The sequence below is a fragment of the Variovorax ginsengisoli genome (genome assembly GCF_030811835.1).
Classification (GTDB): Bacteria; Pseudomonadota; Gammaproteobacteria; order Burkholderiales; family Burkholderiaceae_C; genus Variovorax; species Variovorax ginsengisoli_C.
Map to the genome: position 1 here is coordinate 167,320 of NZ_JAUSRO010000006.1, position 25,624 is coordinate 192,943.

Consider the following 25,624-nt stretch of genomic DNA (forward strand, 5'->3'; position numbering starts at 1 on the left):
CCATTCGTCACAAATCTCCCAGATGATGACGAAATCCGATGCTCCGCGTTGTAGCCGAGCAACGCTCTTGCGCGGCTGTCAGTAAACGTCGCGCCGGTACCTGCCGCTGAGCGTCAGCTCTCGAACGGCTGCATCGCCGAAGATCTGCCTGAGCGCTGCGTCCACGCCCGATGCCATGCCTTCGAGGCTGCCGCACACGTACAGCGCGGCGTCGCGCGCCAGCCAGGCTTCGAGTGTGTCGGCGGCCTGCAGCAGTCGATGCTGCACGTAGCAGCGGCTTTCCTGGTCACGGGAGAAGGCGAGGTCCAGCCGTTGCAACACGCCTCGGCGCTGCCAGTCCTCGATTTCGCCATGGCACAGATGGTCGTGTGCAGCGTTGCGTTCCCCAAAGATCAGCCAATTGGCGTGGTGTCCGGCCCGGTCTCGGGCGCGCAAATGGCTGCGCAACCCGGCCAGGCCGGTGCCATTGCCGATCAGGATCAGGGGTCTGGCCGTGTTCGCATCGAGGCGGAAAGTGGGATGGGGTCTCAGACGCAACGCGACGGAATCGCCGACCGACAGGTGCGCCGTGAGCCAGCCCGAAGCGGCGCCCAGGCTGCCATCACTGCGCCGTTCCTGGCGCACGATGAGTTGCAGTTCACCATCGGCAGGGATCGAGGCGATGGAATAGTCGCGCGGTCGTGAGGGATCGCTCGTGAGTTCGATCCGCGCCAGATCGCCCGAGGTCCAGAACGGCAGGGCAGCGCCGTCGTGGTCGGGTCGAAATGCCAGTTCGAACACGGGTGCGCCGGCGCTCCCCGCGTTGAGCAATCTGCGCGCATGCAGGCGCCATGCGGTTGGCTCGTCAGGCGCCTGCCCGGCAGCGCCGTCGGCGCCCCAGGATGCCAGCCAGGTGGCCAGCAGCACGGGGTCGCCGTTGTCGACGTCCATCCGTGGCTGCAGGGGCGTGGCGCCGCTGGCCTGCAGCCAGCTGTCGAGCGCGCGGCCGAAGGCGCAGAAGTGCGTGTACTGGCGATCGCCGAGTGCCAGCACGGCGTAGCGCAGTCCGGGCAAGGAGGCGGCCTGCTGCATGGGCTCGGCAGCGAAAACGCCGGCGCCGTCGGGTGCATCGCCTTCGCCGTACGTGCTGGCGATGAAGAGCGCTTGCGCGGTGCCCGCAAGCGTCGGTAGATCGAGCGCGTCGAGCGAAAGCACGCGTACAGGCTTGCCCTGTGCCTGCAAGCCGCGCGCGGTCTGCCAAGCCAGGGCTTGCGCCTGCCCGGTCTGACTCGCGAAGAGCACGAGCACCGGCGCGACGGCCCCATCGCCAGCCAGCGTGGCCGCTTCGCGCGCCACAGCAGCACGACGGCGGCGCTGGCGCAGGTAGATGCCGGCGCACATCAGGCCATAGGCCAGCAAGATCGCGCCCGCGCCGAGTGCGCGCCAGGTGGTCTCGTTCATCCGTCAGCGGGGCGCCGCGCCCAGGGCCAGGTGCGTGTGCCAGGCCGTGCTGGCGAGGAGCCGCTGGGCGTGCCCGTCGCGGCAGACAAAGAGGGCTGCCACCGCATGCGCATCGGCGAAGGCCGGGCCGTCGACCGGGCCCAGCACCGTGAGCGCGGTGGCGAGCGCATCGGCGTGCATGCACTGCGCATGCAGTACGCTGACAGAGGCCAGCGCGGCGCTCGCGGGTTCACCGGTCCGTGGATCGATGGTGTGGCTCCAGCGGCGTCCACCCTGCGTGTGTCCATGCCAGCGATCGCCGGAGGTGGCGATTGCGAGGTCGGCCAGCGCGATGCGTGGTGCCGGCGCGTCGCCGGCGTCGACCTGCACCTGCCAGGCGCTGCCGTCGGGCCTGCGGCCGACGCCGCGCAATTCACCGCCCACTTCCATGAGCAGTTGCGTGATTTCCATGGCTTGCAGGGCGGCCACGACATGGTCGACGGCGAAGCCCTTGGCCACGCCGGAGAAATCGAGCGCCATGCCGCCGGGCTGCAGCACGGTGCGCGTGTTGCGGTCGAATGCAATGCGATGCCAGCCCACCCGTGCGCGCGCGTCGGCCAGCGAAGCGAGCCGTGGGTCGCGCAGTGGCCAGGCGGGCGGGTCCTGGGCTTCAGCACCGAAGCCCCACCAGGCGACCAGGGGGCCGACGGTCGGGTCGATCGCCCCGCCGCTGGCCTGAGCCCAATGCAGCGCGCAGTCGAGCACCTGCGCGAATTCGGGCGGCACGGCGCAGCGACTGCCTGGGGTCGCACGGCCGTAGCGGCTGATGTCCGAGTCGGGCTCCCACGTGCTCATCTGTTCGATCACCTGAGCCAGTGCCTGCTCGACCGCCTGCGCGATCGGCGCGAGTGGGCGCATCTGCGGGTTGTCGAACTTCAGCGTCCAGGTGGTGCCCATGGTGCGGCCCGAGAGGGTCTGCAGGCGTGACGGATCGGCGCGCCGTGCAAGGGCGACGTTCGCATAGCCGCCGGCCGGCCAGGTGGCGAAATTGGGGCGCGCGGCGGCGTTCACCTGGCGGTCGCGCGTCAGGGCATCACTTCGAGGGTCGCGGCGTAACTCACGCGGCGCTCCTTGGCCTGCGGCACCGAGGTCTTGCTGTCCTTGGTGCTGGCATCCAGCCAGTACATCCCGGCGGCAGGCCAGGTCACGTTGAATTGGCCCTTGTCGTCGGTCTTGAGCTTGAGCTCGGCCAACTGGTCGCGGTACTGGGTGTTGCCTGCCGTCACGGTGACGTCGAGGTCCCTGGCAGGCTGTCCGTCGAGCAGAAAGGTGAACGTGGCTTTTTCACCCTTGGCCAGGTCGGTGGGGCTGCCGGCGGCCACGAGTTCCAGACCCAGGCCGACCGGCTTGAGCGCGGTCGGCTTGCCGACCGTCACAAAGGTCTCGGTGCGCGAAACCGACTGGGTGATGGCCACGTCCTGGGCGTCGGCGGGGATGTCCTTGCCGATGGTCTCGGCCGTGCCACGGGCGCGCTTGGGCTGGCCCGTGGCCTTGTCCTTCCACATGGCGAAGGCGCCGGCATTGACCACGGCGATGCGGTAGGTGCCGGGCAGCGACGCGTTCACGTCGAACACCGAACGGTGCTTGAGGCGGGCTTCGGTCTCTGGCTTGAGCGTGCTGCCGTCGGGGGCGGTGATCTGCAGGTTGTCCAGGCGCAGCGGCGCATGGTTGGCCACGAAGAGGTCATTCGACACGGCCGCGTCGAAGGTGATGGTGTCGCCCTTGGAGAGCACGGTGCTCGACGGCAGCAGCCAGGCGTTGTGGGCCTGGGCCAGGCCGGCAGCGCCGGTCAGGAGGGCGGCGAAGGCGGCGGCGCGCAGGGAAAATTGAGTCATGACGGGGCTCCTGAGGTCGGGTGGGATCGGTGTGGATCGGGCGGTGGTGTGTCGTGTCTGCGGCAACGGGTCGCCGCGCGGCCTCAGGGCTTGAGTTCGAGCTTGATCTCGCCGAGCTCGGTGCTGCCGGCGGCGCTGAGCTGCTGCGCCTGGGTCGGCGGCCACTGGAAGGGCACCGTCACGACTTCGCGGCCACCCACTTCGCGGGCTGCTTCGACCACGAATTTGTAGGCACCCGGCGCCAGTCGGGGCAGCGCGGCGGAGCCTTCATTCAGGTTGATCGCATGCTTGCCGGCGGGCTTGGTCGCGCTGCTGACGCCGTCGATGGGCATCTGGAGTTCACGCCCGGTACGGCGCCACCACTGGCGCAGGTCCTTGAGCCACTTGGTCCCTTCGCCTTCGGGATTCTTGGTGGTGCGCGTGTCGTACCAGACGGCGGCCGTGCTGGCCACGGTGTTGTCCGCACGTTCGATCCACGCCGCCACATACGGGCGGTGGTACTCGGCGGCGTTGAGCCGGGGAACCTCGATGCTGACACCAAGCCCGGCCGAGAAGGCGGGCGCGCCGAACAGCGCGGCCAGGGCGGGAAGGGCGAGCGAATAGCGGACGTGCACGAAGAAACCTCTGTGTTGTAGGACTAGTGAATGAACAGCAGCGCGAGCAGCACGGGGATGACCAGTCCCATGCCGACCATCGGCCAGGTGAAGGGGCGGTTGCCCGCATGCATCTTGAGAATGAACAGGCCGGTGATGGAGAACAGCAGCGCTGCGCCGGCGAAGATGTCCAGGAACCAGCTCCAGGCCACGCCCGTGTGGCGGCCCTTGTGAAGGTCGTTGAAGTAGGAGATCCAGCCGCGGTCGGTGCGCTCGTATTCGGCTGCACCGTCCGCCAGGTTCACCCGCAGCCATGCGTCGCCACCCGGCCTCGGCAGCGAGAGATAGATTTCCTCGGCGGTCCATTCCGCGTCGCGCCCGGAAGTGTCGATGGCCCATTGCCGGTGGGCCCAGTCCTGCAGCGCGGCGGGCAGCGGCGCACGCCCCTTGGTGGCCGACTGGACGCGCGTCTGCTCGACCGCGAGGCTGGCGCGCAGCGCTTCGTCGATCGCGGCCTGCCGGTTCGTGACGTGGGGTTTGGCCTCGATCTGCGCGGAATGGTTGAGCGTGAAGCCCGTCACGCTGAACAGGATCATGCCGATAAGACACAGGGCCGAACTCACCCAATGCCATTCATGCAGCGTCTTGAGCCAGTAGGCGCGTCGGCGGTTGTCAGGAGGGGCGGCAGTCATGGGCGCTGCCGATTCTATCCTTGTAGATGAGAATGAATATTGTTTGTGTAGATTTTTTGTGCCGACGATTGGGTAGAAAGGACCGTCTTTACTGATGATCGCGCTATGAATTCAGGAGTGTGTGAAGTTCGGTAAAGCAAAAAAAACGGGACCGAAGTCCCGTTGTTCATGACCGGCCGAAGCTCAGGCGAGTTCGCCCATCTGCGACTGCAGGTAGTTCTGCAGCCCGACCTTGCCGATCAGGTCGATCTGGGTCTCGAGGAAGTCGATGTGCTCTTCGGTATCGTCCAGGATCTTCTGCAGCAGGTCGCGCGACACGTAATCGCGCACGGCTTCGCAATGCGCCATGCCGGCCTTGACGGTCGCTTGTGCGCCGTATTCGGCTTTCAGGTCGCACGCCAGCAGTTCCGGCACGTCTTCACCGACATTCAGCTTGGCGAGGTCTTGCAGGTTCGGCAGGCCGTCGAGCATGAAAATGCGGTCCATGAGCCAGTCGGCGTGTTTCATCTCGCCGATCGACTCTTCGTATTCTTTCTTCGCCAGCTTGTCCAGACCCCAATGCTTGAGCATCCGGTAGTGCAGGAAGTACTGGTTGATCGCAGTCAGCTCGTTCTTGAGTTGCGCCTGCAGGTGTTCGATGACTTGTGGGTCGCCCTTCATGTTCTTCTCCTTGGTTCCAAAACACCGATTGTCAGGGTTCTCCACGGGGTGTTGCAACGAGAGGCCCCGCCTTGGCAGTCTGCATGCGGCTGAGGGTGATAAGCGTTCGTGTTGTGTGTCGGCGTGATGTCTGTTTCATAGCGCTGGCCGATGCAATTGATAGTTCAATACTATCAAATATGTGTTTTTGGTAGCTATACTCATGGCTTACCTTTTCTTCACCGCACTGCCAAGGAAGCACCATGTCCCTGATCAATACCTCCGTCCAACCGTTCAAGACCCAGGCCTATCTCAACGGCAAGTTCATCGATGTGTCCGACGAGACGCTCAAGGGCAAATGGTCGGTCCTGATCTTCATGCCTGCCGCGTTCACCTTCAACTGCCCGACCGAAGTGGAAGATGCGGCCGACAACTACCCTGAATTCCAGAAGCTCAATACCGAGGTCTACATCGTCACGACCGACACGCACTTCTCGCACAAGGTGTGGCACGACACGTCGCCTGCCGTGGGCAAGGCCAAGTTTCCGCTGGTGGGCGACCCGACCCACACGCTGACCAACGCTTTCGGCGTGCACATTCCCGAAGAAGGCCTCGCACTGCGCGGCACCTTCGTGATCAACCCGGACGGCATCATCAAGACCGCCGAAGTGCATTCCAACGAAATCGCCCGCGACGTCAAGGAAACCCTGCGCAAGCTCAAGGCTGCGCAATACACGGCAGCCCACCCGAACGAAGTGTGCCCGGCCAAGTGGAATGACGGCGACAAGACCCTCGCCCCGTCGTTCGACCTCGTCGGCAAGATCTAAGCGTCCAGGCGCGCGAACCCGGGTGCATGATGACCCGGGTTTTTTTGTCCCCAGTTGATAGTTTTTAGATATCGAAAGTGAGTTCACCATGCTCGACACCGCCACCAAAGCCCAGTTGAAGAGTTACCTCGATCGCGCTACACAGCCGATCGAAATCGTCGCTTCGCTCGACGACAGCAAGGCGTCGGGCGAGGTCCTTTCGCTGCTCAAGGACGTTGCCGAAAGTTCACCGCTCGTGAAGCTCACGGAAAGCCGTGACGACAACCATCGCAAGCCCTCGTTCTCGGTCAACCGGCCGAGCGAAAACCACGGCCCGCGCTTTGCCGGCTTGCCGATGGGCCATGAATTCACGTCGCTGATCCTCGCCTTGCTGCAGATCGGCGGCTATCCGCCCAAGGTCGAGCAGGAAGTGCTCGAGCAGATCCGTGCGCTCGACGGCGACTTCGAATTCGAGATCTACGTCTCGCTGACTTGCCATAACTGCCCCGACGTTGTTCAGGCGCTGAACCTGATGGCCGTGCAGAACCCGCGCATCCGCGCCACGATGATCGAAGGTGGCACCTTCCAGGACGAAGTCAAGGAGCGCCAGATCATGGCCGTGCCGACCGTGTTCCTCAACGGAACCGAATTCGGCCAGGGCCGCATGTCGCTCGAAGAAATCCTCGCCAAGATCGACACCGGTGGTGTCGAGCGCGAGGCCCGCAAGATCAGCGAAAAGGCGCCTTTCGACGTGCTCGTGGTGGGTGGCGGTCCCGCTGGCGCGGCCGCGGCGGTGTATGCCGCGCGCAAGGGCATCCGCACCGGTGTCGCCTCGGAGCGCTTCGGCGGCCAGGTGCTCGACACGTTGGGCATCGAGAACTTCATCTCGATCAAGGAAACCGAAGGACCGAAGTTCGCCCATGCGTTGGAAGAGCACGTGCGCGACTACGACGTGGACATCATGAACCTGCAGCGCGCCAAGTCGCTGCAGTCGCAGGACGGCATGATCGAGATTGAACTCGAAAGCGGCGCGCGCCTGAAGAGTCGCAGCGTGATCATCTCGACCGGCGCGCGCTGGCGCAACATCAACGTGCCCGGCGAGCACGAATACAAGAACAAGGGCGTGGCCTATTGCCCGCATTGCGACGGCCCGCTGTTCAAGGGCAAGCGTGTGGCGGTCATCGGTGGCGGCAACTCAGGTGTGGAAGCGGCGATCGATCTGGCCGGTATCGTCGGCCACGTGACGCTGATCGAGTTCGACAAGCAGTTGCGCGCCGATGCCGTGCTGCAGCGCAAGCTGCTGAGCCTGAAAAACGTCAGCGTGCACATGAATGCGCAGACCACCGAGATCACCGGCGACGGACAGAAGGTCAATGGCCTGGTCTACAAGGACCGCGTCTCGGGCGAGAGCCACACGGTGCCGCTCGAAGGCGTGTTCGTGCAGATCGGCCTGGTGCCCAACACCGACTGGCTCAAGGGCACGGTCGAACTGTCCAAGCACGGCGAAATCGTGGTGGATGCGAAGGGTCAGACCTCGCTGCCGGGCGTGTTCGCCGCCGGCGATGCGACGACGGTGCCGTACAAGCAGATCATCATCGCCGCAGGCGAGGGCGCAAAAGCTGCACTCAGCGCCTTCGATCACCTGATCCGCACGTCGGCACCCGAAGAAGACAAGCCGGTCGCCGCGGTGGAAGCCGCCGCAGCCTGAGGGTTGCCTGGACGTGAGCGATCAGTAGATGAGGCGCTCTGGGCGCAGCTCCTGCAGGATGGTCGTCGCGATCTCCTCGATCGACTTGGTCGTCGTCGACAGCCAGCGGATGCCTGCGCGCCGCATCATCGCCTCGGCCTCGCTGATCTCGTTGCGGCAGTTCTCCAGGCTCGCATAGCGTGAGTTCGGCCGGCGTTCGTTGCGGATTTCGCTCAGGCGTTCAGGCTGAATGGTCAGCCCGAACATCTTTTTTCGGTGCGGCAGCAGTGCGGGTGGCAACTGGCGGCGGTCGAAATCCTCCGGAATCAGCGGGTAGTTGGCGGCCTTCAGTCCGTGCTGCATGGCCAGATAGAGCGAGGTGGGCGTCTTGCCGCTTCGGCTCACACCCACCAGGATCACGTCGGCGCCCTCGAGATCGCGGTTGCTTTGGCCGTCGTCGTGCGCCAGGCTGAAATCGATCGCCGCAATGCGGTCGTTGTATTCCTTGCTCTTGCTCACGTCGCTGAAGCGGCCGATGCGGTGGTTCGATTTCATCGCCAGCTCGATCTCCAGCGGCCGCACGAAGGTGCCGAACATGTCCAGCAACATGCCCTTGCAGCCGGTTTCGATGACTTCAAGAATGTCCATGTCGGCCAGCGTCGTGAAAACGATGGGGCGCAGACCCTCGAGTTCGGCCGTGTGGTTGATCTGCCGTACCGCCTGGTGCGCCTTGTCCACCGTGTCGGTGAAGGGCAGGCGGATGTGACGCGGTTTGATCTCGAACTGGGCGAGAACAGCGTTACCGAACGTTTCGGCGGTGATGCCGGTGCCGTCGGAGACGAAGAAAACAGAGCGGGTGTGCATGGTTGCTGGCGGTCTTGTCCTGCGACGCGCCCGGGCTTGACGCGCCTACAATCGCGCCCATTATGCGGATTCCCGTTGCGGGGGTCCCGTTCAAGAATTCCATCCATGCCCAGCGCGCCCGCACCCCAGAGCAACGAGAACGATCGTGCCGCGCCGTCTGCTGCATGCGGCACAGGTTTTAACTTCTGGAGCTTCCCATGTCTGCACTCTTCGAAGCGACCGCACTGGTCGTCCCGTTTGAAAACCTGAGAATGACCGATGTCGAGTCGGTGGGTGGCAAGAATGCCAGCCTCGGCGAGATGATCTCCCAATTGCCTCAGGGCGTGCGCGTCCCTACCGGGTTCGCCACCACGGCGCACGCCTTCCGCCAGTTTCTGGCGCACGATGGCCTGGCCGATCGCATCAGCCAGAAGCTGGCCGCGCTCGACACCGACGACGTGCGCGCACTCGCCACCGTTGGCGCTGAAATCCGTTCCATGGTCGAGGCCCAGCCCTTCCCGGCTGACCTGCAGAAAGCCATCGGCGATGCATTCGCCACGCTGAGCGCAGGCAACCCGGCCGCGTCCTTCGCCGTGCGATCGTCGGCCACCGCCGAAGACCTGCCCGACGCGTCCTTCGCCGGCCAGCAGGAGACCTTCCTGAACGTGGTCGGCATCGACGACGTGCTGCACAAGATGAAGGAAGTGTTCGCTTCGCTCTACAACGACCGCGCGATCAGCTACCGCGTGCACAAGGGCTTCGAGCACGATGTGGTGGCGCTGTCAGCGGGCGTGCAGCGCATGGTTCGCTCCGACCTGGGCGCGGCGGGCGTGATGTTCACCATCGACACCGAGTCCGGCTTCGAGGACGTGGTGTTCATCACGTCGAGCTATGGCCTGGGCGAGACGGTGGTGCAGGGCGCTGTGAACCCTGACGAGTTCTACGTCCACAAGCCGACCCTCAAGGCCGGCAAGCGCGCGGTGATCCGACGCAACCTGGGCTCCAAGCTGATCCAGATGGAGTTCGCCACGCCCGAGGAAAAGGCCGCCACCGGCAAGCTGGTGAAGACCACCGACGTGAAGGCCGAGCACCGCAACCGTTATTCCCTGAGCGATGCCGACGTCGAACAACTGGCGCGTTATGCGCTCGTCATCGAGGAACACTACGGTCGTCCGATGGACATCGAGTGGGGCAAGGACGGCACCGACGGCCACCTCTACATCCTGCAGGCCCGTCCCGAGACGGTCAAGAGCCAGCAGCAGGGCAAGGCCGAGCAGCGCTACAAGCTGCTGGGCAAGGGCACCGTGCTGGCCGAAGGTCGCGCGATCGGCCAGAAGATCGGCACGGGTCCCGTGCGCCTGGTCTACAACATCAGCGAGATGGACAAGGTCCAGGCTGGCGACGTGCTCGTTACCGACATGACCGACCCGAACTGGGAACCCGTCATGAAGCGCGCCAGCGCCATCGTGACCAACCGCGGCGGCCGCACGTGCCACGCGGCGATCATTGCGCGCGAACTCGGCATTCCAGCCGTAGTGGGTTGCGGCGATGCAACCGATCTGCTCAAGGAGGGCACGCTGGTGACGGTGAGCTGCGCCGAGGGCGACACCGGCTACATCTACGACGGCCTGCTCGAGACCGAAGTGACCGAAGTCGTGCGGGGTGAAATGCCGCCGGTCGACGTGAAGATCATGATGAACGTCGGCAACCCGCAGCTGGCCTTCGACTTTGCACAGTTGCCCAACCACGGCGTGGGCCTGGCGCGTCTCGAATTCATCATCAACAACAACATCGGCGTGCATCCGAAGGCCATCCTCGACTATCCCAACGTCGATGCTGACCTGAAGAAAGCCGTGGAGTCGGTTGCCCGGGGCCACGCTTCGCCACGTGCGTTCTACGTCGACAAGGTGGCCGAAGGGATTGCAACCATCGGTGCTGCCTTCTGGCCCAAGCCCGTGATCGTGCGTCTGTCGGACTTCAAGTCCAACGAATACCGCAAGCTGATCGGCGGCAGCCGCTACGAGCCGGAAGAAGAGAACCCGATGCTGGGCTTCCGCGGTGCCGCGCGCTACGTGAGCGAGGAATTCCGCGAGGCCTTCCTCATGGAATGCGAGGCGATGCGCCGTGTGCGCAATGACATGGGTCTGACCAACGTGCAGATCATGGTTCCGTTCGTGCGCACGCTGGGCCAGGCCGAGCGCGTGACCGGCCTGCTGGCCGAACAGGGCCTCAAGCGCGGTGAGAACGATCTGAAGATCATCATGATGTGCGAAGTGCCGAGCAACGCGATCCTGGCCGACGATTTCCTGAAATTCTTCGATGGCTTCTCGATCGGTTCGAACGACCTGACCCAGCTCACGCTGGGCCTGGACCGCGACTCCGGCCTCGAGCTGCTGGCGGCCGACTTCGACGAGCGCGATCCTGCCGTCAAGGCCATGCTCACGCGCGCCATCACGGCGTGCAAGGCGGCAGGCAAGTACGTCGGCATCTGTGGCCAGGGTCCCAGCGACCATCCCGACTTTGCCATGTGGCTGGCCGAGCAGGGCATCGAGTCGATCTCGCTCAACCCGGACAGCGTGATCGAAACCTGGAAGCAGCTGGCCGCGAAATAGGGCTCGCCCCCAGGCTGCGCGCACTGCGTGTCGCTGCGCCTTCCCCCTGCCGGGGGCGCGGCCTGCGGCCCGGCGAAGCCGGGTCCGTGGCCGCTTACGCGAAGGCCGAAGGGCGGCCTCTTGCGATTTTTTCTAAGGTCGGTCTATAATGGCCGGCTTTGCCTTGCCACACTGCGCCGACGCTGCGGGTGGCTTTATCCCTTCTACGGAAGATCCATAAGGAGTGCCATGCGTCACTATGAAATCATTTTGCTGATCCACCCGGACCAGAGCGAACAAGTTCCGGCCATGCTGGAGCGTTACAAGGGTCTCATCACCACCGGTGGTGGCAAGATCCATCGCGTGGAAGACTGGGGCCGTCGTCAGCTGGCTTACCAGATCAACAAGCTCAACAAGGCGCACTACCTGTGCGTCAACATCGAAGCTGAACAAGCTGTGATGGCTGAGTTGGAACACGCGTTCAAGTTCAACGACGCCGTGCTGCGCCACCTGACCGTGGTCAAGAAGAAGGCTGACACCGGTCCTTCGTCGATGATGAAGACGGTCGAGCGCGAAGAAGCCCGCAAGGCTCAGCAGGCCGAATACGCCGCAGCCAACAACAGCTGAGCGTGTGACGGATGGCTTGGCAACCCAGGCGGTCAATCAGCTTTTGCTGACCGCCTGCGTCGCCGAACTCGGTACCTTGCGTTTCACGCCTGCCGGACTGCCTGCACTCGACCTGAAGCTCGAACACGAGTCGACGGTGATCGAAGCAGGCAAGCCTCGGCAAGTCAAGGCAGCCTTGAAGGCTGTCGCGTTCGGCGCAGTGGCCGAACGGCTCGCAAGACAGGCAATGGGCAGCCTCTGGCGTTTCCAGGGTTTCCTCGCCACACCGGGTACGGCCAAGCATCCCGTGCTTCACGTCCAGGATTTTCAGCAAGATTAATTTTCGAAGAGAGGTCCCGAAATGGCCACGTTCAAGAAATTCAACAAAGACAAGCGCCCCAAGCGCAACACCCAGTCGCTGCTGTTCAAGCGCAAGCGCTTCTGCCGCTTCACCGTCGCCGGCGTCGAAGAAATCGACTACAAGGACATCGACACGCTGCGTGACTTCATCAGCGAAAACGGCAAGATCATTCCCGCACGCCTGACCGGCACGCGCGCGATCTACCAGCGTCAGCTGAACACCGCCATCAAGCGTGCGCGCTTCCTGGCGATGGTGCCCTACAGCGACCAGCACCGCGTCTAAGAGGAGCCAGACACCATGCAAATCATTCTTCTGGACAAGGTCCTGAACGTCGGCGCCCTGGGCGACATCGTCAAGGTCAAGGACGGCTACGCCCGCAATTTCCTGATCCCTACCGGCCGTGCACGCCGTGCAACGACTGCCAACAAGGCCGAATTCGAAGCCAAGCGCGTCGAACTCGAAAAGGCTGCGGCTGCCAAGCTGGCCGACTCGCAAGCCCAGGGCGAAAAGCTCGCAGGCTCGGTCGTCAAGGTCACGCAAAAGGCGGGCGTCGATGGTCGCCTGTTCGGCTCGGTCACCAACGGTGACATTGCCGAAGAGCTGAACAAGCTCGGCTACAAGGTGGCCAAGTCGCAGGTGCGCATGCCCAACGGCCAGATCAAGGTCGTTGGCGACAGCACCGTGAGCGTTTCGCTGCACACCGACGTCGTGGTCGACATCACCGTGACGGTGTACGGCGAAACCGCCTGATCGTCCGACGCGCTTCGTGCGCGCGCCAAAGGCCGCCTTCGGGCGGCTTTTGTTTTGGGGATTGCCTTTTTGTGCAAGGTTGTCCTCGTCGCTCCACCGAAAAATCACTGTTTATCCACAGTGTTATCCAGTGGTGCGTTCTGCCCATGCGTCGTAGCATGGGCGGTTGCAAGGAAATCAATGTCCGCCGTTTTCTCCTATGCCGATCACGATGCGTCGGCCGATCGCCAAGTCGCGCAGTTGCGCATTCCGCCCCATTCGATCGAGGCGGAGTCCAGCGTGCTCGGTGGGCTGCTGCTGGACAACGGGGCCTGGGACCGCATGGGTGACCTGCTGGTCGACGGCGACTTCTATCGCTACGAACACAAGCTGATCTACGCAGCCATCGGCACGCTCATCAACGCGTCGAAGCCGGCGGACGTGATCACGGTGTTCGAGCAGCTGCAGAACCTTGGCAAGGCCGACGACATCGGCGGTCTCGTCTACCTCAACTCGCTCGCGCAGTACGTGCCCAGCGCGAGCAACATCCGACGTTACGCGGAGATCGTGCGCGAGCGTTCGATCCTGCGCAAGCTGGTCTCGGCTGCCGACGAGATTGCGACCGAAGCCTTCAATCCCCAAGGCAAGGCGGTCGACAAGATTCTCGACGAAGCCGAACAGAAGATCTTCAACATCGGCGAGGAAGGCTCGCGCATGAAGCAGGGCTTCCAGGGGATGCACACCCTGGTGGTCGACCTGCTGGACCGCGTGACCGAGATGGCGGACAACCCGAACGACATCACGGGTGTGCCCACCGGCTTCGTCGACCTCGACCGCATGACCTCCGGCTTCCAGGCCGGCGACATGATCGTGTTGGCGGCGCGCCCGTCGATGGGCAAGACCGCCTTCGCCATCAACATTGCCGAACACGTGGCACTCAATGAAGGCCTGCCCGTGGCGGTGTTCTCCATGGAAATGGGTGCTGCCCAGTTGGCGGTGCGTATCGTCGGCTCGATCGGCCGCATCGACCAGGGTCACCTGCGCACAGGCAAGCTCACCGACGAGGAATGGCCGCGCCTGACCGAGGCGATTGAAAAGCTGCGCACCATCTCATTGCACATCGACGAAACACCTGGCCTGACGACCAGCGAGTTGCGCGCCAACTCGCGGCGGCTGGCCCGCACCTGCGGCCAGCTCGGGCTGATCGTGGTCGATTACCTGCAGCTCATGAGCGTGTCGAGCGCCATGAACGACGAGAACCGCGCCACGGCCGTCGGCGAAATCTCGCGGGGCCTGAAGATGCTTGCCAAGGAACTCAAGTGCCCGGTGATCGCGCTGTCGCAGTTGAGCCGTGGCGTGGAGTCGCGCACCGACAAGCGCCCGATGATGAGCGACCTGCGCGAATCGGGTGCCATCGAGCAGGACGCGGACGTGATCATGTTCATCTACCGCGACGACTACTACGACAAGAACAGCAAGGAGCCCGGCGTGGCCGAGGTGATCATCAGCAAGCAGCGCAATGGCCCGACGGGCACGGTGAAGCTGGCCTTCCTGAAGTCGATCACCAAGTTCGAGAGCCTGGCTGGCGGCGGTTACGGCAACGACTTCTGAGCGCCGCCGCCGCGGCGTACCGATGGCCGTGGGTCAAAGCACCTCGCTTGCGAAATCCGCCAGTCGCGAGCGCTCTCCGCGTGCGAGCGTGATGTGCCCGCTGTGCGGCCAGCCTTTGAACTTGTCGACCGCGAAGGTGAGGCCCGACGAGCCTTCGGTGAGGTAGGGCGTGTCGATCTGCGCCAGGTTGCCCATGCAGATGATCTTGGTGCCCGGCCCCGCGCGGGTGATCAGCGTCTTCATCTGCTTGGGCGTCAGGTTCTGCGCCTCGTCGATGATCACGTACTTGTTGAGGAAGGTGCGTCCGCGCATGAAGTTCATGCTCTTGATCTTGATGCGGCTTCGGATCAGTTCGTTGGTGGCCGCGCGGCCCCATTCACCGGCGCCCCCGCCGTCACCCTTGGCCAGGAACTCGAGGTTGTCGTCGAGCGCGCCCATCCATGGGCCCATCTTTTCTTCTTCGGTGCCGGGCAGGAAGCCGATGTCCTCGCCCACGCTCACCGTCGCTCGGGTCATGATGATCTCGGTGTAGCGGCGGTCGTCGAGCACCTGGGTCAGGCCGGAGGCCAGCGCCATGAGCGTCTTGCCGGTGCCGGCCGTGCCGGTGAGCGTGACGAAGTCGATCTCCGGGTCCATCAGCAGGTTCATCGCGAAATTCTGTTCGCGGTTCTTCGTCGAGACGCCCCACACTGCATTCTTGCCGGAGCTGTAGTCCTTGAGGGTCTTGAGCACGGCCGTCTTGTCGCGGATCTCGGTGACGCGCGCGTACATGCTCGGCTCGCCCGGTGCCTCGAAATAGACGAACTGGTTGATGTAGAGGTTGGGCACCAGAGGGCCGCTGATGCGGTAATAGGTGCTGCTGCCACTCTGCCAGCTCTCCACCGTCTTGCTCTGGCGCGTCCAGAAGTCCGGTGGCAGTGCGAGCGAGCCGGCATAAAGCAGATCGCCGTCTTCCAGCGTCTTGTCGTTCTGGTAGTCGTCGGCGGCCAGGCCCAGCGCACGCGCCTTGACGCGCATGTTGATGTCCTTGGACACCAGCACCACTTCCTGTTTGGGCCGGCCCGGCGCGTCTTTGGCGTACTTGTCGCGCAGCGACTGCACCACGCCAAGGATCTGGTTGTCGGCCTTGCCCTGGGGCAGGCTCGTTGGCAGCGTGTAGTCGAGCGTCTCGGTCTGGAAGAACAGCTTGCCGCCGGCGCCGCGATGGCCCGTGGCGTCGAGCTTCAGTCCCTTGGCGATGTCGGCGTCCTTGGCGCCGGCCAGTGCGTCCAGCGTGCGGCTGGTTTGGCGGCCGTTGCGTGCGACTTCGGTCGTGCCCTTCTTGTGGCCGTCGAGCTCCTCGAGCACGATCATCGGCAGGTAGATGTCGTGCTCCTCGAAGCGGAACAGGCACATCGGGTCGTGCAGCAGCACGTTGGTGTCGAGCACGAAGAGCTTGGCCGGCCCGCTGGCCTTGCGGCGGGCGCGGACGGCGGGCGCAGGTGCCGCCGCCGCAGCCAACACCGGTGCGGGTGCGGGTGCGGGCGCTATGGCGGCAGGTGCTGGCGCGCGTTCTGCACGCACAGGGGGCATGCGTTCGGGCGCTGGCGCGGGCTCGGTCCGGGCGGCAGGACGTGGCTTGGTCTCGATCTGGCGCGCAACGGCGGGCGCAGCACCAGCGTCCTGCGTGGCGTCGAAGCGCTCCAGTGTCTTCGGTGCCGCGTTTCGCACATCGTCAGCGCCCCGGTTGCTGGTGCGGCGCGCTGGCTTTTGCGAGGCTCGTGCGGGCGCGTCGATCGCGTCAGGCGAAAGGAGGGCTGCGCGTTTATTGGGGGCGGGAGGCAAGGGCATGTAGCAGTTCGCTCGCAAGAAAGAGGGGGCCAGAAAGCCAAAAAGCCGCCTGACTGCCAGGGCGGCTTCTTTTGGTGGGTGCGGTCATGATGCGCAATGGCATGCGGCCATTATGCACATCGCGCGGACCCGCTCCGCAATCTGCAATGCGCGATCAGGCGGCCTTTTTCAGCGCTTTCACTGCCTTGAGCACGTCTTCGACGTGGCCCGGCACCTTGAGGCCGCGCCATTCCGCCTTCAGCACGCCGTCCGCGCCGATCAGGAAGGTGCTGCGCTCGATGCCCTTGACCTTCTTGCCGTACATGATCTTGTTCTTGACCACGCCGAACATGTGGCACATCTTTTCTTCAGTGTCGGCAATCAGTTCGAAGGGGAGTTCGAGCTTGGCCTTGAAGTCGTCATGCGACTTCATGTTGTCGCGCGACACGCCGAACACCGTGGCGCCAGCTTTTACAAAGTCCTTGTAATGATCGCGAAACTGCATTGCTTCGGTGGTACAACCGGGTGTGTTGTCTTTCGGATAGAAGTACATCACCAGCACATGGCCGAGGTGCGAGGTGTTCGAGACCTTGAGGCCGCCGGTGGCGTTAGACTCGAATTCGGGGATGGGTTTGTTGACAACGATCGCCATGAAACTTGTTTTCTCCGTTGGATTCCAACTGCAAGGTGGTGCCTGCATTGGAGGATTGGTCGTTGCTTAACTGCGCAAGATAGCTTCGCGGACTGCACTTGAATGCAGTCGGCTGGGGCAAGGCTCGCTGGCGGATCGCCGGTTTGCAACCTGCGATTTTACTCCGAAATGGGGGTCACTTGCCAGCCGCTGGCTGTTCGATCAACAGCGCGGCGAGCACATGACGTCCTTCGCCTGCCAGGATGTTGTACGTGCGGCAGGCCGCCGCCGTGTCCATGGTTTCCAGCCCGATGCGACGCGCCATGAGGGGCTGGAGCCAGACGGGTTGCGGAAAGCGGATCCGGCTCCCGCTGCCGAAGATGACCATTTCGGCCCCAAGTTCTGCCAGCTGCGCAAAGTGCCGCGCCTCCAGGCTGGAGAAATCGGCGCAATCCCAGGCAAAGCGTTCGCCGTTCGAACCGATCACCACGCTGGAATGGATTTTTTCGTTGTTCACGGCAAGCCAGCCGGGGCCGTGCGCGGTCACTGTCTGGACGTCGGGTCTGTCGGGCTGGAGCTTCATCGAGAGGGTGTTGGGAACTGTGGTCAAATTATAGGTTTTCCCTATGCAAGAGCCCTCTGGAGGGACTTTGAAACAGCTCAAGAAATCGGCCAAGCTGGCCAATGTGCTCTATGACATCCGCGGCCCCATCATGGAGGCGGCGCAGCGCATGGAGGAAGAAGGCCAGAAGATCATCAAGCTCAACATCGGCAATCTCGCCGTGTTCGGCTTCGACGCTCCGGAAGAAGTCCAGCAGGACATGATCCGCAACCTGCCGGCGTCGGCGGGTTATTCGGACAGCAAGGGCATCTTCGCTGCGCGCAAGGCGGTCATGCACGAGACCCAGAAGCAGGGCATTGCAGGGGTCACGCTGGACGACATCTATCTGGGCAACGGCGCGAGCGAGCTGATCGCCATGTCGACCAATGCCTTGCTCGACGACGGCGACGAGTTGCTGCTGCCCGCGCCGGACTATCCGTTGTGGACCGCCGCGACCAGCCTGTCGGGCGGCAAGCCGGTGCACTACCTTTGCGACGAGGCCAACGGCTGGATGCCCGACCTGGACGACATGCGCGCCAAGATCACGCCGCGCACCAAGGGCATCGTGGTCATCAATCCGAACAACCCGACCGGCGCACTCTATTCGGTCGAACTGCTCAAGGGCATCGTGGCGATCGCACGCGAACACGGCCTCGTGCTGTTCGCCGACGAGGTCTACGACAAGGTGCTCTACGACGACGTCAGGCACACGGCCATCGCGAGCCTGTCGACCGACGTGCTCACGCTGACCTTCAACTCGCTCTCCAAGAGCTACCGCTCCTGCGGCTATCGCGCTGGCTGGCTGGTGGTGTCGGGCGACAAGAAGCCTGCGCGCGACTATATCGAGGGCCTGACCATGCTCTCGAACATGCGCCTGTGCGCCAACGTGCCGGGTCAGTGGGCCATCCAGACGGCCCTGGGTGGCTACCAGAGCATCAACGATCTGGTCGGCAAGGGCGGCCGCCTGCGTCGGCAGCGCGACCTGGCCTACGAGCTGATCACGGCCATCCCGGGCGTGAGTTGCGTGAAGCCTGTGGCCGCGCTCTACATGTTCCCCAGGCTCGACCCCGCGGTCTACCCGATCAAGGACGACCGCCAGTTTTTCCTTGAACTGCTCAAGGAAACCAAGGTGATGCTGGTGCAGGGCACCGGCTTCAACTGGGCCACGCCCGACCACTTCCGCATCGTCTTCCTGCCCCATGAGGAAGACCTGCGCGAAGCGATCCAGCGGATCGCGAAATTCCTCGAGCGCTACCGGCTGCGCGGCGGCGAGGGGGCATGACATTCGCCTGGCTAGCTGCGACGCTGTCGCTGGCGACATCGGTCGCCGGCGCGGCCGGGCAGGACCCTGTCGCGTTTTCGCACGGTGACTGGGAGCTCGTCTGCGACAACACGCGCACCTGCCGGGCCGCGGGCTACCAGGACGAAAGCACCAAGTCGGAGCCGGTGTCGATGCGCATCACCCGCGCCGCAGGGCCGGGCACGGCCATCGATGTCGAACTGCAGATCGGCGGCGAGGCCGAAGTCAAAGGCACGTTGCGGTTCAAGGTTGGCAGTGCCACCGTGTCCGGCCTTCAGGGTGATGCGCCGAGCTTCGATGCGAAGCAGGTCCGCACCATTCTTCCGGCGTTGCTCGCGAGCGAAGAGGCGACCATCGTCGCCGGAAATCGCGGCGCCTGGACGCTGTCGCTCACCGGCCTCACTGCCGTGCTGTTGAAGATGGACGAAGTGCAAGGCCGGGTGGGAACACCGGGCGCGCTGGTGCGTCGCGGCGCCAAGCCCGAATCTTCCGTGCTGCGGCCTGTAGACGCGCCGGTGGTGCATGCCGTCAGGCCGCCCGCCACGCGGCCCGAGGACGCGGCGCTGGCCGCGCGCATCTTCCCGCTGATCGACCTCACTGAAGTCAAGGAGCGCTGTAACGACAGCGCAGGCGTGGGCGCCCAGTCGCTCGGCGTCGTTCGACTGAGCGGCAGCAAGGTGATGCTGTCCCTTGGCTGCAGCGCGGGTGCCTACAACTCCCTGACTTTGCTCTGGACCGCCAACGACAAGCCGCCCTACGCGCCCGTCGCCCTCAAGGTGACCGGTGACTACGACAGCAGGGACGCCAGTGTCACTGCGGCCTTCAAGAACCGCGGTGTCGGCGACTGCTGGTCGAGCGAGACGTGGCACTTCAACGGCAAGGAATTCGTGCGTACCGCTGCCGTCGGCGACAGCATGTGCCGCGGCTTTGCCGGCGGCGCCTGGAGTCTGCTCAGCTACGTCAGCCGCGTCGTCTTTGCGCCTGCCGCTACCCCATCCAAACCATGAACGCGACCTCCTCCATGAAACCCATCCAAGTCGGCCTGCTGGGCATCGGCACCGTCGGAAGCGGCACCTTCAACGTGCTCCAGCGAAACCAGGAAGAAATCAAACGCCGTGCCGGGCGTGGCATTGAAGTCACCATGGTCGCGGCGCGCAACCTCGAGCGTGCGCGCTCCATCGTGGGCGACGGCGTCCAGGTGGTGGTCGATGCGCGTGCCGTGATCGCCAACCCCGAGATCGACATCGTGGTCGAACTCATCGGCGGCTACGGCATTGCCAAGGAGCTGGTGCTCGAAGCCATTGCGGCCGGCAAGCACGTGGTGACGGCCAACAAGGCGCTGCTGGCAGTGCATGGCACCGAGATCTTCGCGGCGGCCCAGACAAAGGGCGTGATGGTGGCCTTCGAGGCCGCGGTGGCCGGTGGCATTCCGATCATCAAGGCACTGCGCGAGGGCCTGACGGCCAACAGCATTCAGTGGATCGCCGGCATCATCAACGGCACCACCAACTTCATCCTTTCCGAGATGCGCGACAAGGGCCTGGACTTTGCGACGGTGCTCCAGGAGGCGCAGCGCCTGGGGTACGCCGAGGCCGATCCGACCTTCGACATCGAAGGTGTCGATGCCGCGCACAAGGTCACGCTGATGAGCGCCATCGCCTTTGGCATGCCGGTGCAGTTCGACCGCGCGCACGTCGAAGGCATCACCAAGCTCGCGGCGCAGGACATCAAGTACGCCGAGCAACTGGGCTACCGCATCAAGCTGCTGGGCATCACGCGCCGCGCCAAGGATGGCATCGAGCTGCGTGTGCACCCGAGCCTGGTGCCGGCCAAGCGCCTGCTGGCCAACGTCGAAGGGGCGATGAACGCCGTGGTCGTGCACGGCGATGCCGTCGGCACCACGCTCTACTACGGCAAGGGTGCGGGCAGCGAGCCGACGGCCTCTTCGGTGATCGCCGACCTGGTCGACATCACGCGCCTGCACAGCGCCGATGCCGCCCACCGCGTGCCCTACCTGGCCTTTCATCCGAACGCCATGAGCGACCTGGTCGTGGTGCCGATGCGTGAGGTCGTGACCAGCTACTACCTGCGCCTTCGCGTGGCCGACGAGGCCGGCGTGCTGGCCCAGGTGACCGGCCTGCTGGCCACCGCCGGCATCAGCATCGACGCGGTGCTGCAGCGCGAGGCCGACGAAGTGGGCGGCGAAGGCTCGACCCAGACCGACCTGATCATCCTGACCCACAACACCCGTGAAGGCACGCTCGACGACGCCATGGCGCAGCTGCAATCGCTGCCGACCGTGCTCGCGCCGATCGTGCGCATCCGCAAGGAGGAGCTGGCCTGATGCGTTACTTTTCCACCCGAGGCGACCAGACGCCTCGCCGGTTCTGCGACATCCTGCTCGAAGGCCTCGCACCCGATGGCGGGCTGTACCTGCCCACCCACTATCCGCAGGTCGATGCGACCCAGTTGGCCCAATGGCGCACGCTCTCGTATGCCGATCTCGCCTTCGAGATCCTGTCGCTCTACATCGACGACATTCCTGCCGAGGAACTCCACGCGCTGTGCGTGAAGACGTACACGCCCGAAGTGTTCGGCACGGACGAGATCGTGCCCCTGCGCGAACTCGAGGACGGCGTGTACCTCGAAGCGCTGTCGAACGGCCCGACGCTCGCGTTCAAGGACATGGCGATGCAGTTGCTGGGCAACCTGTTCGAATACGAACTGGGCCGCCGCGGCGAAGAGCTCAACATCCTGGGCGCCACCAGCGGCGACACGGGCAGTGCGGCCGAGTATGCGATGCGCGGCAAGAAAGGGGTGCGTGTCTTCATGACCTCGCCGGACGGCCGCATGAGCCCGTTCCAGCAGGCGCAGATGTTCAGCCTGCAGGACGCCAACATCCACAACATCGCCATCGACGGCGTGTTCGACGACTGCCAGGACATCGTCAAGGCGGTGTCCAACGACCTGGCGTTCAAGCGCAAGTACAAGATCGGCACGGTCAACTCGATCAACTGGGCGCGTCTGCTCGCGCAGGTCGTGTACTACTTCGCCGGGTACTTCCAGGCCACGGGCTCGAACGACAGGCAGGTGAGCTTCACCGTGCCGTCGGGCAACTTCGGCAACGTCTGCGCCGGCCACGTGGCGCGCATGATGGGCCTGCCCATCCACACGCTGGTGGTTGCCACCAACGAGAACGACGTGCTCGACGAGTTCTTCCGCACCGGCGTCTACCGCGTGCGCAGTGCGGCCGACACGCATGAAACCTCCAGCCCGTCGATGGACATCAGCAAGGCGAGCAACTTCGAGCGCTTCGTGTTCGACCTGCTGGGTCGCAGCGGCGAACGCACGCGCGCACTGTTCGAGACCGAGATCGGTCGCACGGGTCGCTTCGACCTGAGCGCCGACCCGGCCTTCGCGCTGGCGGCCACGCGCTTTGGCTTCGCCAGCAGCCGCAGCACGCACGCCGACCGCCTGGCCACCATTCGCGACACCGACAAGCGTTTCGCGACGCTGGTCGACACGCACACGGCCGATGGCCTGAAGGCCGCGCGCGAGCACATCACGCCAGGCGTGGCCATGGTGGTGCTGGAGACGGCGCTGCCCATCAAGTTTGCGGCGACCCTCGTCGAGGCCCTGGGCCACGAGCCGTCCCGGCCGGCCCGCTTCGAAGGCATCGAGGCGCTGCCCAAGCGCGTCGTCAAGCTGCCGCGCGACGCGGAGGCCGTGAAGGCCTACATCGCCGCGCATTGCGATTGAAGCGGTTGCACCGCGCATGAACGTCGTCAGTTTTGCGGGCTATTCGGGCGCGGGCAAGACCACGCTGGTGGAGCGCCTGATCCCGGTGCTCAAGCTGCAGGGTCAGCGGGTGTCGGTGGTCAAGCATGCGCACCACAAGTTCGACATCGACCATGCGGGCAAGGACACCTTTCGCCATCGCGAGGCCGGTGCCTTCGAGGTGGTGGTCGCGTCCGACCGGCGGCTCGCGCTGATCCGCGAGTTCGAGCAGCAACCGACCGTGCTGTCGGTGCATGCGCTTCTGGCCGAGCTCGATCCTGGGGTGGACTGGGTGCTGGTCGAAGGCTTCAAGCAGAGCGACCTGCCCAAGATCGAGATCTGGCGAGAGCCGCAGCCAGGGGAAAAGCCGCGGCCCTTGCGCTATCCCGACGACGCCTGCATTGTCGGTATCGCGACGGATGCACCCGGGCGGCTGCCGCCAGACTTCTCGCTGCCGGTCTTCGACGTCAACGACGTCGATGCGATCGGCGCCTGGCTGCTCGCCCACGCGACGCGCTTCGAATACAAGGTGGAAAGCCATGTCTAACCCTGCTCCTTCTTCGCGACCACCGTTGATGCCGCTGGACGAGGCGCTTGCCCGCCTGCTCGCGCAGGCGACGCCGCGCGTCGGTACCGAATGGGTGTCGACCTTCGAGGCCGACGGCCGCGTGCTGGCACAGGACGTGGTCTCCGGCCTCACCGTGCCGCCCCGCGACAACAGCTCCATGGACGGCTATGCCGTGCGCGCGGCGGATTGCGCCGCGCCTGCGGCCGAACTCGTGGTGGCGCAACGTATACCGGCCGGCACGGTCGGCACACCGCTGCTGGCCGGCACGGCCGCGCGCATCTTCACCGGCGCGCAGGTTCCCGAAGGCGCCGATGCCATCGTGATGCAGGAAGACGCCACGGCGCTGCCGGAAGACGGCGGGCTGGGCCGCGTGCGCATCGGCCTGCCCCCGACCGCGGGCCAATGGATCCGACGCGCGGGCGAGGATGTGGCCAGCGGCGACGTGGTGCTCGCGCAGGGCACGCGCCTCACACCGGCTGCGCTGGGCCTGGCCGCCAGTGTCGGCATGGACCGGCTGCAGGTCGCTCGGCGCCCGCGTGTGGTGCTGCTGTCGACCGGTGACGAACTGGTGATGCCTGGCGAGGTGGCGCCCGAGGCGATGAAGCCCGGCGCCATCTACAACTCGAACCGCTTCTTCATGCGCGCGCTGCTCACGCGGCTGGGCTGCGAGGTGAGCGACATGGGCATCGTGCCCGACCGGCGCGATGCCACCATCGAGGCGCTGCGCACGGCCGCCGCGCACAACGACCTGATCGTCACCACCGGCGGCGTGTCGGTGGGCGAAGAGGACCACATCAAGGCTGCCGTGCAGGCGCTGGGCGAACTGCAGCTGTGGTCGCTGTCGATGAAGCCCGGCAAGCCCTTCGCCTATGGCCGTATCGGCAATGCACACGTGACGGGGCTGCCGGGCAACCCGGTGTCGAGCTTTCTCACCTTCTTGCTGCTCGTGCGCCCCTTCCTGCTGACGCTGCAGGGCGCGACGCGGGTGGCGCCGGTGCCGGTGCCGATGCGTGCCGACTTCGACTGGCTGCGCCCCGATCGCCGCCGTGAGTTCCTGCGCGCGCGCCGAAATGCCGCGGGCGGGCTCGACCTGTTTCCCAACCAGAGCTCCGGCGTCCTCACCTCCACGGTGTGGGGCGACGGCGTGATCGACACGCCCGCCGGCCAAGCCTTCCGCGCGGGCGCCCTGGTTCAGTTCATCGGTTTCGACACCTTGCTCGCATGAAGATTTCCATCCGTTATTTCGCCTCCGTGCGCGAAGCGCTCGGCAGCGGCGAAACGATCGAGTCCAGCGCCCCCACGCTGGCGGCGCTGCGCGAGGAACTCATCGCGCGTGGCGGTGCCTACGCTAGCGCGCTGGCGCATGGCAAGGCCGTGCGCATGGCGCTCGACCAGGTCATGAGCGCCGAAAGCGCGCCGCTGCGCGACGGCAGCGAAGTCGCGTTCTTCCCGCCCGTCACCGGGGGCTGAGCACGGCCGCGTGCGCCGCCAGCAGGCGCGTGCGCAATGCGGCGCTCGCAGGCGTCATCGGCGCGCGCAGTTCGTCCGCCAGGTCGCCCTGGTGCGCCAGCAATGCCTTCACAGCCGCCGGATTCGGTTCGGCAAACATCGCGTCGATCAGCGGCACCAATGCTTGCCAGAGCCCGCGTGCGTCGGCAAGGCGCTCCTCGCGGATCGCTCGCATCATGGCGACGAAGCGGTCGGTATGCAGATGCGCGCTCGCAGCAATGGCGCCCGTGCCACCCTCGCAGAGCAGGCTGAAGATCTGGGCGTCCTCGCCGGCGAGCATCTGCAGGCGGCCATCGGCCAGCAACGCGCGGGTCTTGCCCGCGTCGCCGCCGCAATCCTTCACCGCCTGGATGCGGGGGTGCTCGGCCAGTGCGCGCATCGTCGACAGGGCGAGCGTGCTGCCAGTGCGGTAGGGAATGTCGTAGACCACGATCGGGACGCCGCTGGCGTCGGCGATGGCGGCGAACCAGGTGTGCAGGCCGTCCTGCGATGGCCGGATGTAGCTCGGCGGCGGCACCAGCAGCGCGGCCAGTGGTCGGCTGGCCAGACGTCGCACTGCCGACAGGGTGTGGCCGAGGTGCTCGCCGGCCAGGCCCATCATGCGTGGCAGCTCGGGCGTTGCGGCCGCGACGGTGTCGAGCACCGCCAGCTTCTCGTCGTCGTCGAGCGCGGCGGCTTCGCCGGTCGAGCCGCACACGACAAGGCCTGCAATGCCCGTGGACCCCAACCGGCGTGCCAGCGCGGCGAGCGCCACGTGGTCGACGGCACCCGCCCGAAACGGGGTGACGAGCGGGACCCAGAGGCCTGAAAAGTCGGCGGTGGTGGCCGTGGTGGAAGCGTTTGAAAAGTGATGCACGCGAGAACTCCTGAGAGGATTCGACCGAGGGATCAACCATCGTCCGATGCGCGCACGAGCCACTTGACCTGGGAGAGGTGGGGTTCCGTCGCTCATCCGAC

At 65.0% G+C, this 25,624-nt stretch carries 26 protein-coding genes; 15 read left to right on the forward strand and 11 right to left on the reverse strand.

Annotated features, from left to right (window positions below):
- Nucleotides 1-78: 78 nt before the first annotated feature.
- The 6 genes from J2W36_RS10975 to bfr all read right to left on the reverse strand — a co-directional run bounded on the left by J2W36_RS10975 (nt 79) and on the right by bfr (nt 5,259).
- Nucleotides 79-1,440, reverse strand: coding sequence for a sulfite reductase subunit alpha (locus tag J2W36_RS10975; protein ID WP_307689764.1), 1,362 nt, complete (start codon nt 1,438-1,440; stop codon nt 79-81).
- Between the two features lie 3 nt (nt 1,441-1,443).
- Nucleotides 1,444-2,490 carry an FAD:protein FMN transferase gene (locus J2W36_RS10980; protein ID WP_307689765.1) on the reverse strand — a complete coding sequence of 349 codons (1,047 nt, stop codon included), beginning with the start codon at nt 2,488-2,490 and terminating at the stop codon, nt 1,444-1,446.
- Nucleotides 2,491-2,504: 14 nt separating this feature from the next.
- A complete protein-coding gene (locus tag J2W36_RS10985; protein ID WP_307689766.1) occupies nt 2,505-3,314 on the reverse strand; it encodes a DUF4198 domain-containing protein in 810 nt (269 codons plus the stop codon).
- Between the two features lie 83 nt (nt 3,315-3,397).
- Nucleotides 3,398-3,928: a DUF2271 domain-containing protein gene (locus tag J2W36_RS10990; RefSeq protein WP_307689767.1), complete on the reverse strand. Its 531-nt coding sequence runs from the start codon at nt 3,926-3,928 to the stop codon at nt 3,398-3,400.
- Nucleotides 3,929-3,951: 23 nt separating this feature from the next.
- Nucleotides 3,952-4,599 carry a PepSY-associated TM helix domain-containing protein gene (locus J2W36_RS10995; protein WP_307689768.1) on the reverse strand — a complete coding sequence of 216 codons (648 nt, stop codon included), beginning with the start codon at nt 4,597-4,599 and terminating at the stop codon, nt 3,952-3,954.
- A 183-nt stretch (nt 4,600-4,782) separates the two neighbouring features.
- Nucleotides 4,783-5,259 carry a bacterioferritin gene (gene bfr / locus J2W36_RS11000; RefSeq protein WP_307689769.1) on the reverse strand — a complete coding sequence of 159 codons (477 nt, stop codon included), beginning with the start codon at nt 5,257-5,259 and terminating at the stop codon, nt 4,783-4,785.
- 242 nt (nt 5,260-5,501) lie between these two features.
- Between bfr and ahpC the strand changes: the two genes are divergently transcribed.
- A complete protein-coding gene (gene ahpC, locus J2W36_RS11005; RefSeq protein ID WP_307689770.1) occupies nt 5,502-6,065 on the forward strand; it encodes an alkyl hydroperoxide reductase subunit C in 564 nt (187 codons plus the stop codon).
- Between the two features lie 88 nt (nt 6,066-6,153).
- Entirely contained in the window at nt 6,154-7,752 is a 1,599-nt protein-coding gene (gene ahpF / locus J2W36_RS11010; protein ID WP_307689771.1) for an alkyl hydroperoxide reductase subunit F, read from the forward strand.
- A 21-nt stretch (nt 7,753-7,773) separates the two neighbouring features.
- On the opposite strand, the gene ppsR is transcribed toward ahpF, so the two are convergent.
- Nucleotides 7,774-8,595 carry a posphoenolpyruvate synthetase regulatory kinase/phosphorylase PpsR gene (gene ppsR / locus J2W36_RS11015; protein ID WP_307689772.1) on the reverse strand — a complete coding sequence of 274 codons (822 nt, stop codon included), beginning with the start codon at nt 8,593-8,595 and terminating at the stop codon, nt 7,774-7,776.
- A 197-nt stretch (nt 8,596-8,792) separates the two neighbouring features.
- Between ppsR and ppsA the strand changes: the two genes are divergently transcribed.
- The 6 genes from ppsA (at nt 8,793) to dnaB (ending at nt 14,472) form a co-directional block, all read left to right on the forward strand.
- Nucleotides 8,793-11,186: a phosphoenolpyruvate synthase gene (ppsA, locus tag J2W36_RS11020; protein ID WP_307689773.1), complete on the forward strand. Its 2,394-nt coding sequence runs from the start codon at nt 8,793-8,795 to the stop codon at nt 11,184-11,186.
- A 228-nt stretch (nt 11,187-11,414) separates the two neighbouring features.
- Complete coding sequence (rpsF, locus tag J2W36_RS11025; protein ID WP_307689774.1) at nt 11,415-11,792, forward strand: 30S ribosomal protein S6; 378 nt, start codon at nt 11,415-11,417, stop codon at nt 11,790-11,792.
- 16 nt (nt 11,793-11,808) lie between these two features.
- Nucleotides 11,809-12,111, forward strand: a complete 303-nt coding sequence (gene priB, locus J2W36_RS11030; protein WP_307689775.1) for a primosomal replication protein N — start codon at nt 11,809-11,811, stop codon at nt 12,109-12,111.
- Nucleotides 12,112-12,132: 21 nt separating this feature from the next.
- Complete coding sequence (gene rpsR, locus J2W36_RS11035) at nt 12,133-12,414, forward strand: 30S ribosomal protein S18 (RefSeq protein WP_007830781.1); 282 nt, start codon at nt 12,133-12,135, stop codon at nt 12,412-12,414.
- Nucleotides 12,415-12,429: 15 nt separating this feature from the next.
- Nucleotides 12,430-12,882, forward strand: a complete 453-nt coding sequence (gene rplI, locus J2W36_RS11040; RefSeq protein ID WP_307689776.1) for a 50S ribosomal protein L9 — start codon at nt 12,430-12,432, stop codon at nt 12,880-12,882.
- Nucleotides 12,883-13,062: 180 nt separating this feature from the next.
- Complete coding sequence (dnaB, locus tag J2W36_RS11045; RefSeq protein WP_307689777.1) at nt 13,063-14,472, forward strand: replicative DNA helicase; 1,410 nt, start codon at nt 13,063-13,065, stop codon at nt 14,470-14,472.
- Between the two features lie 33 nt (nt 14,473-14,505).
- Here dnaB and J2W36_RS11050 read toward each other — a convergent pair whose 3' ends face one another.
- The 3 genes from J2W36_RS11050 to J2W36_RS11060 all read right to left on the reverse strand — a co-directional run bounded on the left by J2W36_RS11050 (nt 14,506) and on the right by J2W36_RS11060 (nt 17,495).
- A complete protein-coding gene (locus tag J2W36_RS11050) occupies nt 14,506-16,302 on the reverse strand; it encodes a PhoH family protein (RefSeq protein WP_307689778.1) in 1,797 nt (598 codons plus the stop codon).
- A gap of 154 nt (nt 16,303-16,456) precedes the next feature.
- Complete coding sequence (locus J2W36_RS11055; RefSeq protein WP_307689779.1) at nt 16,457-16,933, reverse strand: peroxiredoxin; 477 nt, start codon at nt 16,931-16,933, stop codon at nt 16,457-16,459.
- 175 nt (nt 16,934-17,108) lie between these two features.
- Nucleotides 17,109-17,495: an Mth938-like domain-containing protein gene (locus tag J2W36_RS11060; protein ID WP_307689948.1), complete on the reverse strand. Its 387-nt coding sequence runs from the start codon at nt 17,493-17,495 to the stop codon at nt 17,109-17,111.
- Nucleotides 17,496-17,562: 67 nt separating this feature from the next.
- On the opposite strand from J2W36_RS11060, the gene J2W36_RS11065 reads away from it, so the two are divergent.
- Genes J2W36_RS11065 through J2W36_RS11095 form a run of 7 tightly spaced genes read left to right on the forward strand, consistent with a single transcriptional unit; the run spans nt 17,563 to nt 24,628 of the window.
- Complete coding sequence (locus J2W36_RS11065; RefSeq protein WP_307689780.1) at nt 17,563-18,795, forward strand: pyridoxal phosphate-dependent aminotransferase; 1,233 nt, start codon at nt 17,563-17,565, stop codon at nt 18,793-18,795.
- On the forward strand, nt 18,792-19,820 hold the full coding sequence (locus J2W36_RS11070; RefSeq protein WP_307689781.1) for a DUF1176 domain-containing protein: 1,029 nt from the start codon (nt 18,792-18,794) through the stop codon (nt 19,818-19,820). The genes J2W36_RS11065 and J2W36_RS11070 overlap by 4 nt, the downstream gene beginning before the upstream one ends.
- 14 nt (nt 19,821-19,834) lie before the next feature.
- Nucleotides 19,835-21,157 (forward strand): homoserine dehydrogenase, encoded by a 1,323-nt coding sequence (locus J2W36_RS11075; protein WP_307689782.1) that lies wholly within the window; start codon nt 19,835-19,837, stop codon nt 21,155-21,157.
- Nucleotides 21,157-22,572: a threonine synthase gene (gene thrC / locus J2W36_RS11080; RefSeq protein WP_307689783.1), complete on the forward strand. Its 1,416-nt coding sequence runs from the start codon at nt 21,157-21,159 to the stop codon at nt 22,570-22,572. Before J2W36_RS11075 ends, thrC begins: the two co-directional genes overlap by 1 nt.
- The gene (gene mobB, locus J2W36_RS11085; RefSeq protein WP_307689949.1) at nt 22,568-23,137 is read left to right on the forward strand and encodes a molybdopterin-guanine dinucleotide biosynthesis protein B; all 570 of its coding nucleotides are present in this window, start codon (nt 22,568-22,570) and stop codon (nt 23,135-23,137) included. The genes thrC and mobB overlap by 5 nt, the downstream gene beginning before the upstream one ends.
- Nucleotides 23,130-24,383, forward strand: coding sequence for a molybdopterin molybdotransferase MoeA (locus J2W36_RS11090; protein ID WP_307689784.1), 1,254 nt, complete (start codon nt 23,130-23,132; stop codon nt 24,381-24,383). The genes mobB and J2W36_RS11090 overlap by 8 nt, the downstream gene beginning before the upstream one ends.
- Nucleotides 24,380-24,628 carry a MoaD/ThiS family protein gene (locus tag J2W36_RS11095; RefSeq protein WP_307689785.1) on the forward strand — a complete coding sequence of 83 codons (249 nt, stop codon included), beginning with the start codon at nt 24,380-24,382 and terminating at the stop codon, nt 24,626-24,628. The genes J2W36_RS11090 and J2W36_RS11095 overlap by 4 nt, the downstream gene beginning before the upstream one ends.
- Here the strand turns inward: J2W36_RS11095 and J2W36_RS11100 are convergent.
- Nucleotides 24,615-25,523, reverse strand: a complete 909-nt coding sequence (locus J2W36_RS11100) for a 4-hydroxy-tetrahydrodipicolinate synthase family protein (RefSeq protein ID WP_307689786.1) — start codon at nt 25,521-25,523, stop codon at nt 24,615-24,617. The two genes, J2W36_RS11095 and J2W36_RS11100, sit on opposite strands and share 14 nt — an antisense overlap.
- Between the last annotated feature and the right edge of the window lie 101 nt (nt 25,524-25,624).

What these genes read in the sequence shown, in the direction of transcription:
- J2W36_RS10975 (WP_307689764.1), bottom strand. Translation starts at nt 1,440, where the DNA reads ATGAACGAGACCACCTGGCGCGCACTCGGCGCGGGCGCGATCTTGCTG.
- J2W36_RS10985 (WP_307689766.1), bottom strand. Translation starts at nt 3,314, where the DNA reads ATGACTCAATTTTCCCTGCGCGCCGCCGCCTTCGCCGCCCTCCTGACC.
- J2W36_RS10995 (WP_307689768.1), bottom strand. Translation starts at nt 4,599, where the DNA reads ATGACTGCCGCCCCTCCTGACAACCGCCGACGCGCCTACTGGCTCAAG.
- bfr (WP_307689769.1), bottom strand. Translation starts at nt 5,259, where the DNA reads ATGAAGGGCGACCCACAAGTCATCGAACACCTGCAGGCGCAACTCAAG.
- ahpC (WP_307689770.1), top strand. Translation starts at nt 5,502, where the DNA reads ATGTCCCTGATCAATACCTCCGTCCAACCGTTCAAGACCCAGGCCTAT.
- ahpF (WP_307689771.1), top strand. Translation starts at nt 6,154, where the DNA reads ATGCTCGACACCGCCACCAAAGCCCAGTTGAAGAGTTACCTCGATCGC.
- ppsR (WP_307689772.1), bottom strand. Translation starts at nt 8,595, where the DNA reads ATGCACACCCGCTCTGTTTTCTTCGTCTCCGACGGCACCGGCATCACC.
- ppsA (WP_307689773.1), top strand. Translation starts at nt 8,793, where the DNA reads ATGTCTGCACTCTTCGAAGCGACCGCACTGGTCGTCCCGTTTGAAAAC.
- rpsF (WP_307689774.1), top strand. Translation starts at nt 11,415, where the DNA reads ATGCGTCACTATGAAATCATTTTGCTGATCCACCCGGACCAGAGCGAA.
- rpsR (WP_007830781.1), top strand. Translation starts at nt 12,133, where the DNA reads ATGGCCACGTTCAAGAAATTCAACAAAGACAAGCGCCCCAAGCGCAAC.
- rplI (WP_307689776.1), top strand. Translation starts at nt 12,430, where the DNA reads ATGCAAATCATTCTTCTGGACAAGGTCCTGAACGTCGGCGCCCTGGGC.
- dnaB (WP_307689777.1), top strand. Translation starts at nt 13,063, where the DNA reads ATGTCCGCCGTTTTCTCCTATGCCGATCACGATGCGTCGGCCGATCGC.
- J2W36_RS11050 (WP_307689778.1), bottom strand. Translation starts at nt 16,302, where the DNA reads ATGCCCTTGCCTCCCGCCCCCAATAAACGCGCAGCCCTCCTTTCGCCT.
- J2W36_RS11055 (WP_307689779.1), bottom strand. Translation starts at nt 16,933, where the DNA reads ATGGCGATCGTTGTCAACAAACCCATCCCCGAATTCGAGTCTAACGCC.
- J2W36_RS11060 (WP_307689948.1), bottom strand. Translation starts at nt 17,495, where the DNA reads ATGAAGCTCCAGCCCGACAGACCCGACGTCCAGACAGTGACCGCGCAC.
- J2W36_RS11070 (WP_307689781.1), top strand. Translation starts at nt 18,792, where the DNA reads ATGACATTCGCCTGGCTAGCTGCGACGCTGTCGCTGGCGACATCGGTC.
- J2W36_RS11075 (WP_307689782.1), top strand. Translation starts at nt 19,835, where the DNA reads ATGAAACCCATCCAAGTCGGCCTGCTGGGCATCGGCACCGTCGGAAGC.
- thrC (WP_307689783.1), top strand. Translation starts at nt 21,157, where the DNA reads ATGCGTTACTTTTCCACCCGAGGCGACCAGACGCCTCGCCGGTTCTGC.
- J2W36_RS11090 (WP_307689784.1), top strand. Translation starts at nt 23,130, where the DNA reads ATGTCTAACCCTGCTCCTTCTTCGCGACCACCGTTGATGCCGCTGGAC.
- J2W36_RS11095 (WP_307689785.1), top strand. Translation starts at nt 24,380, where the DNA reads ATGAAGATTTCCATCCGTTATTTCGCCTCCGTGCGCGAAGCGCTCGGC.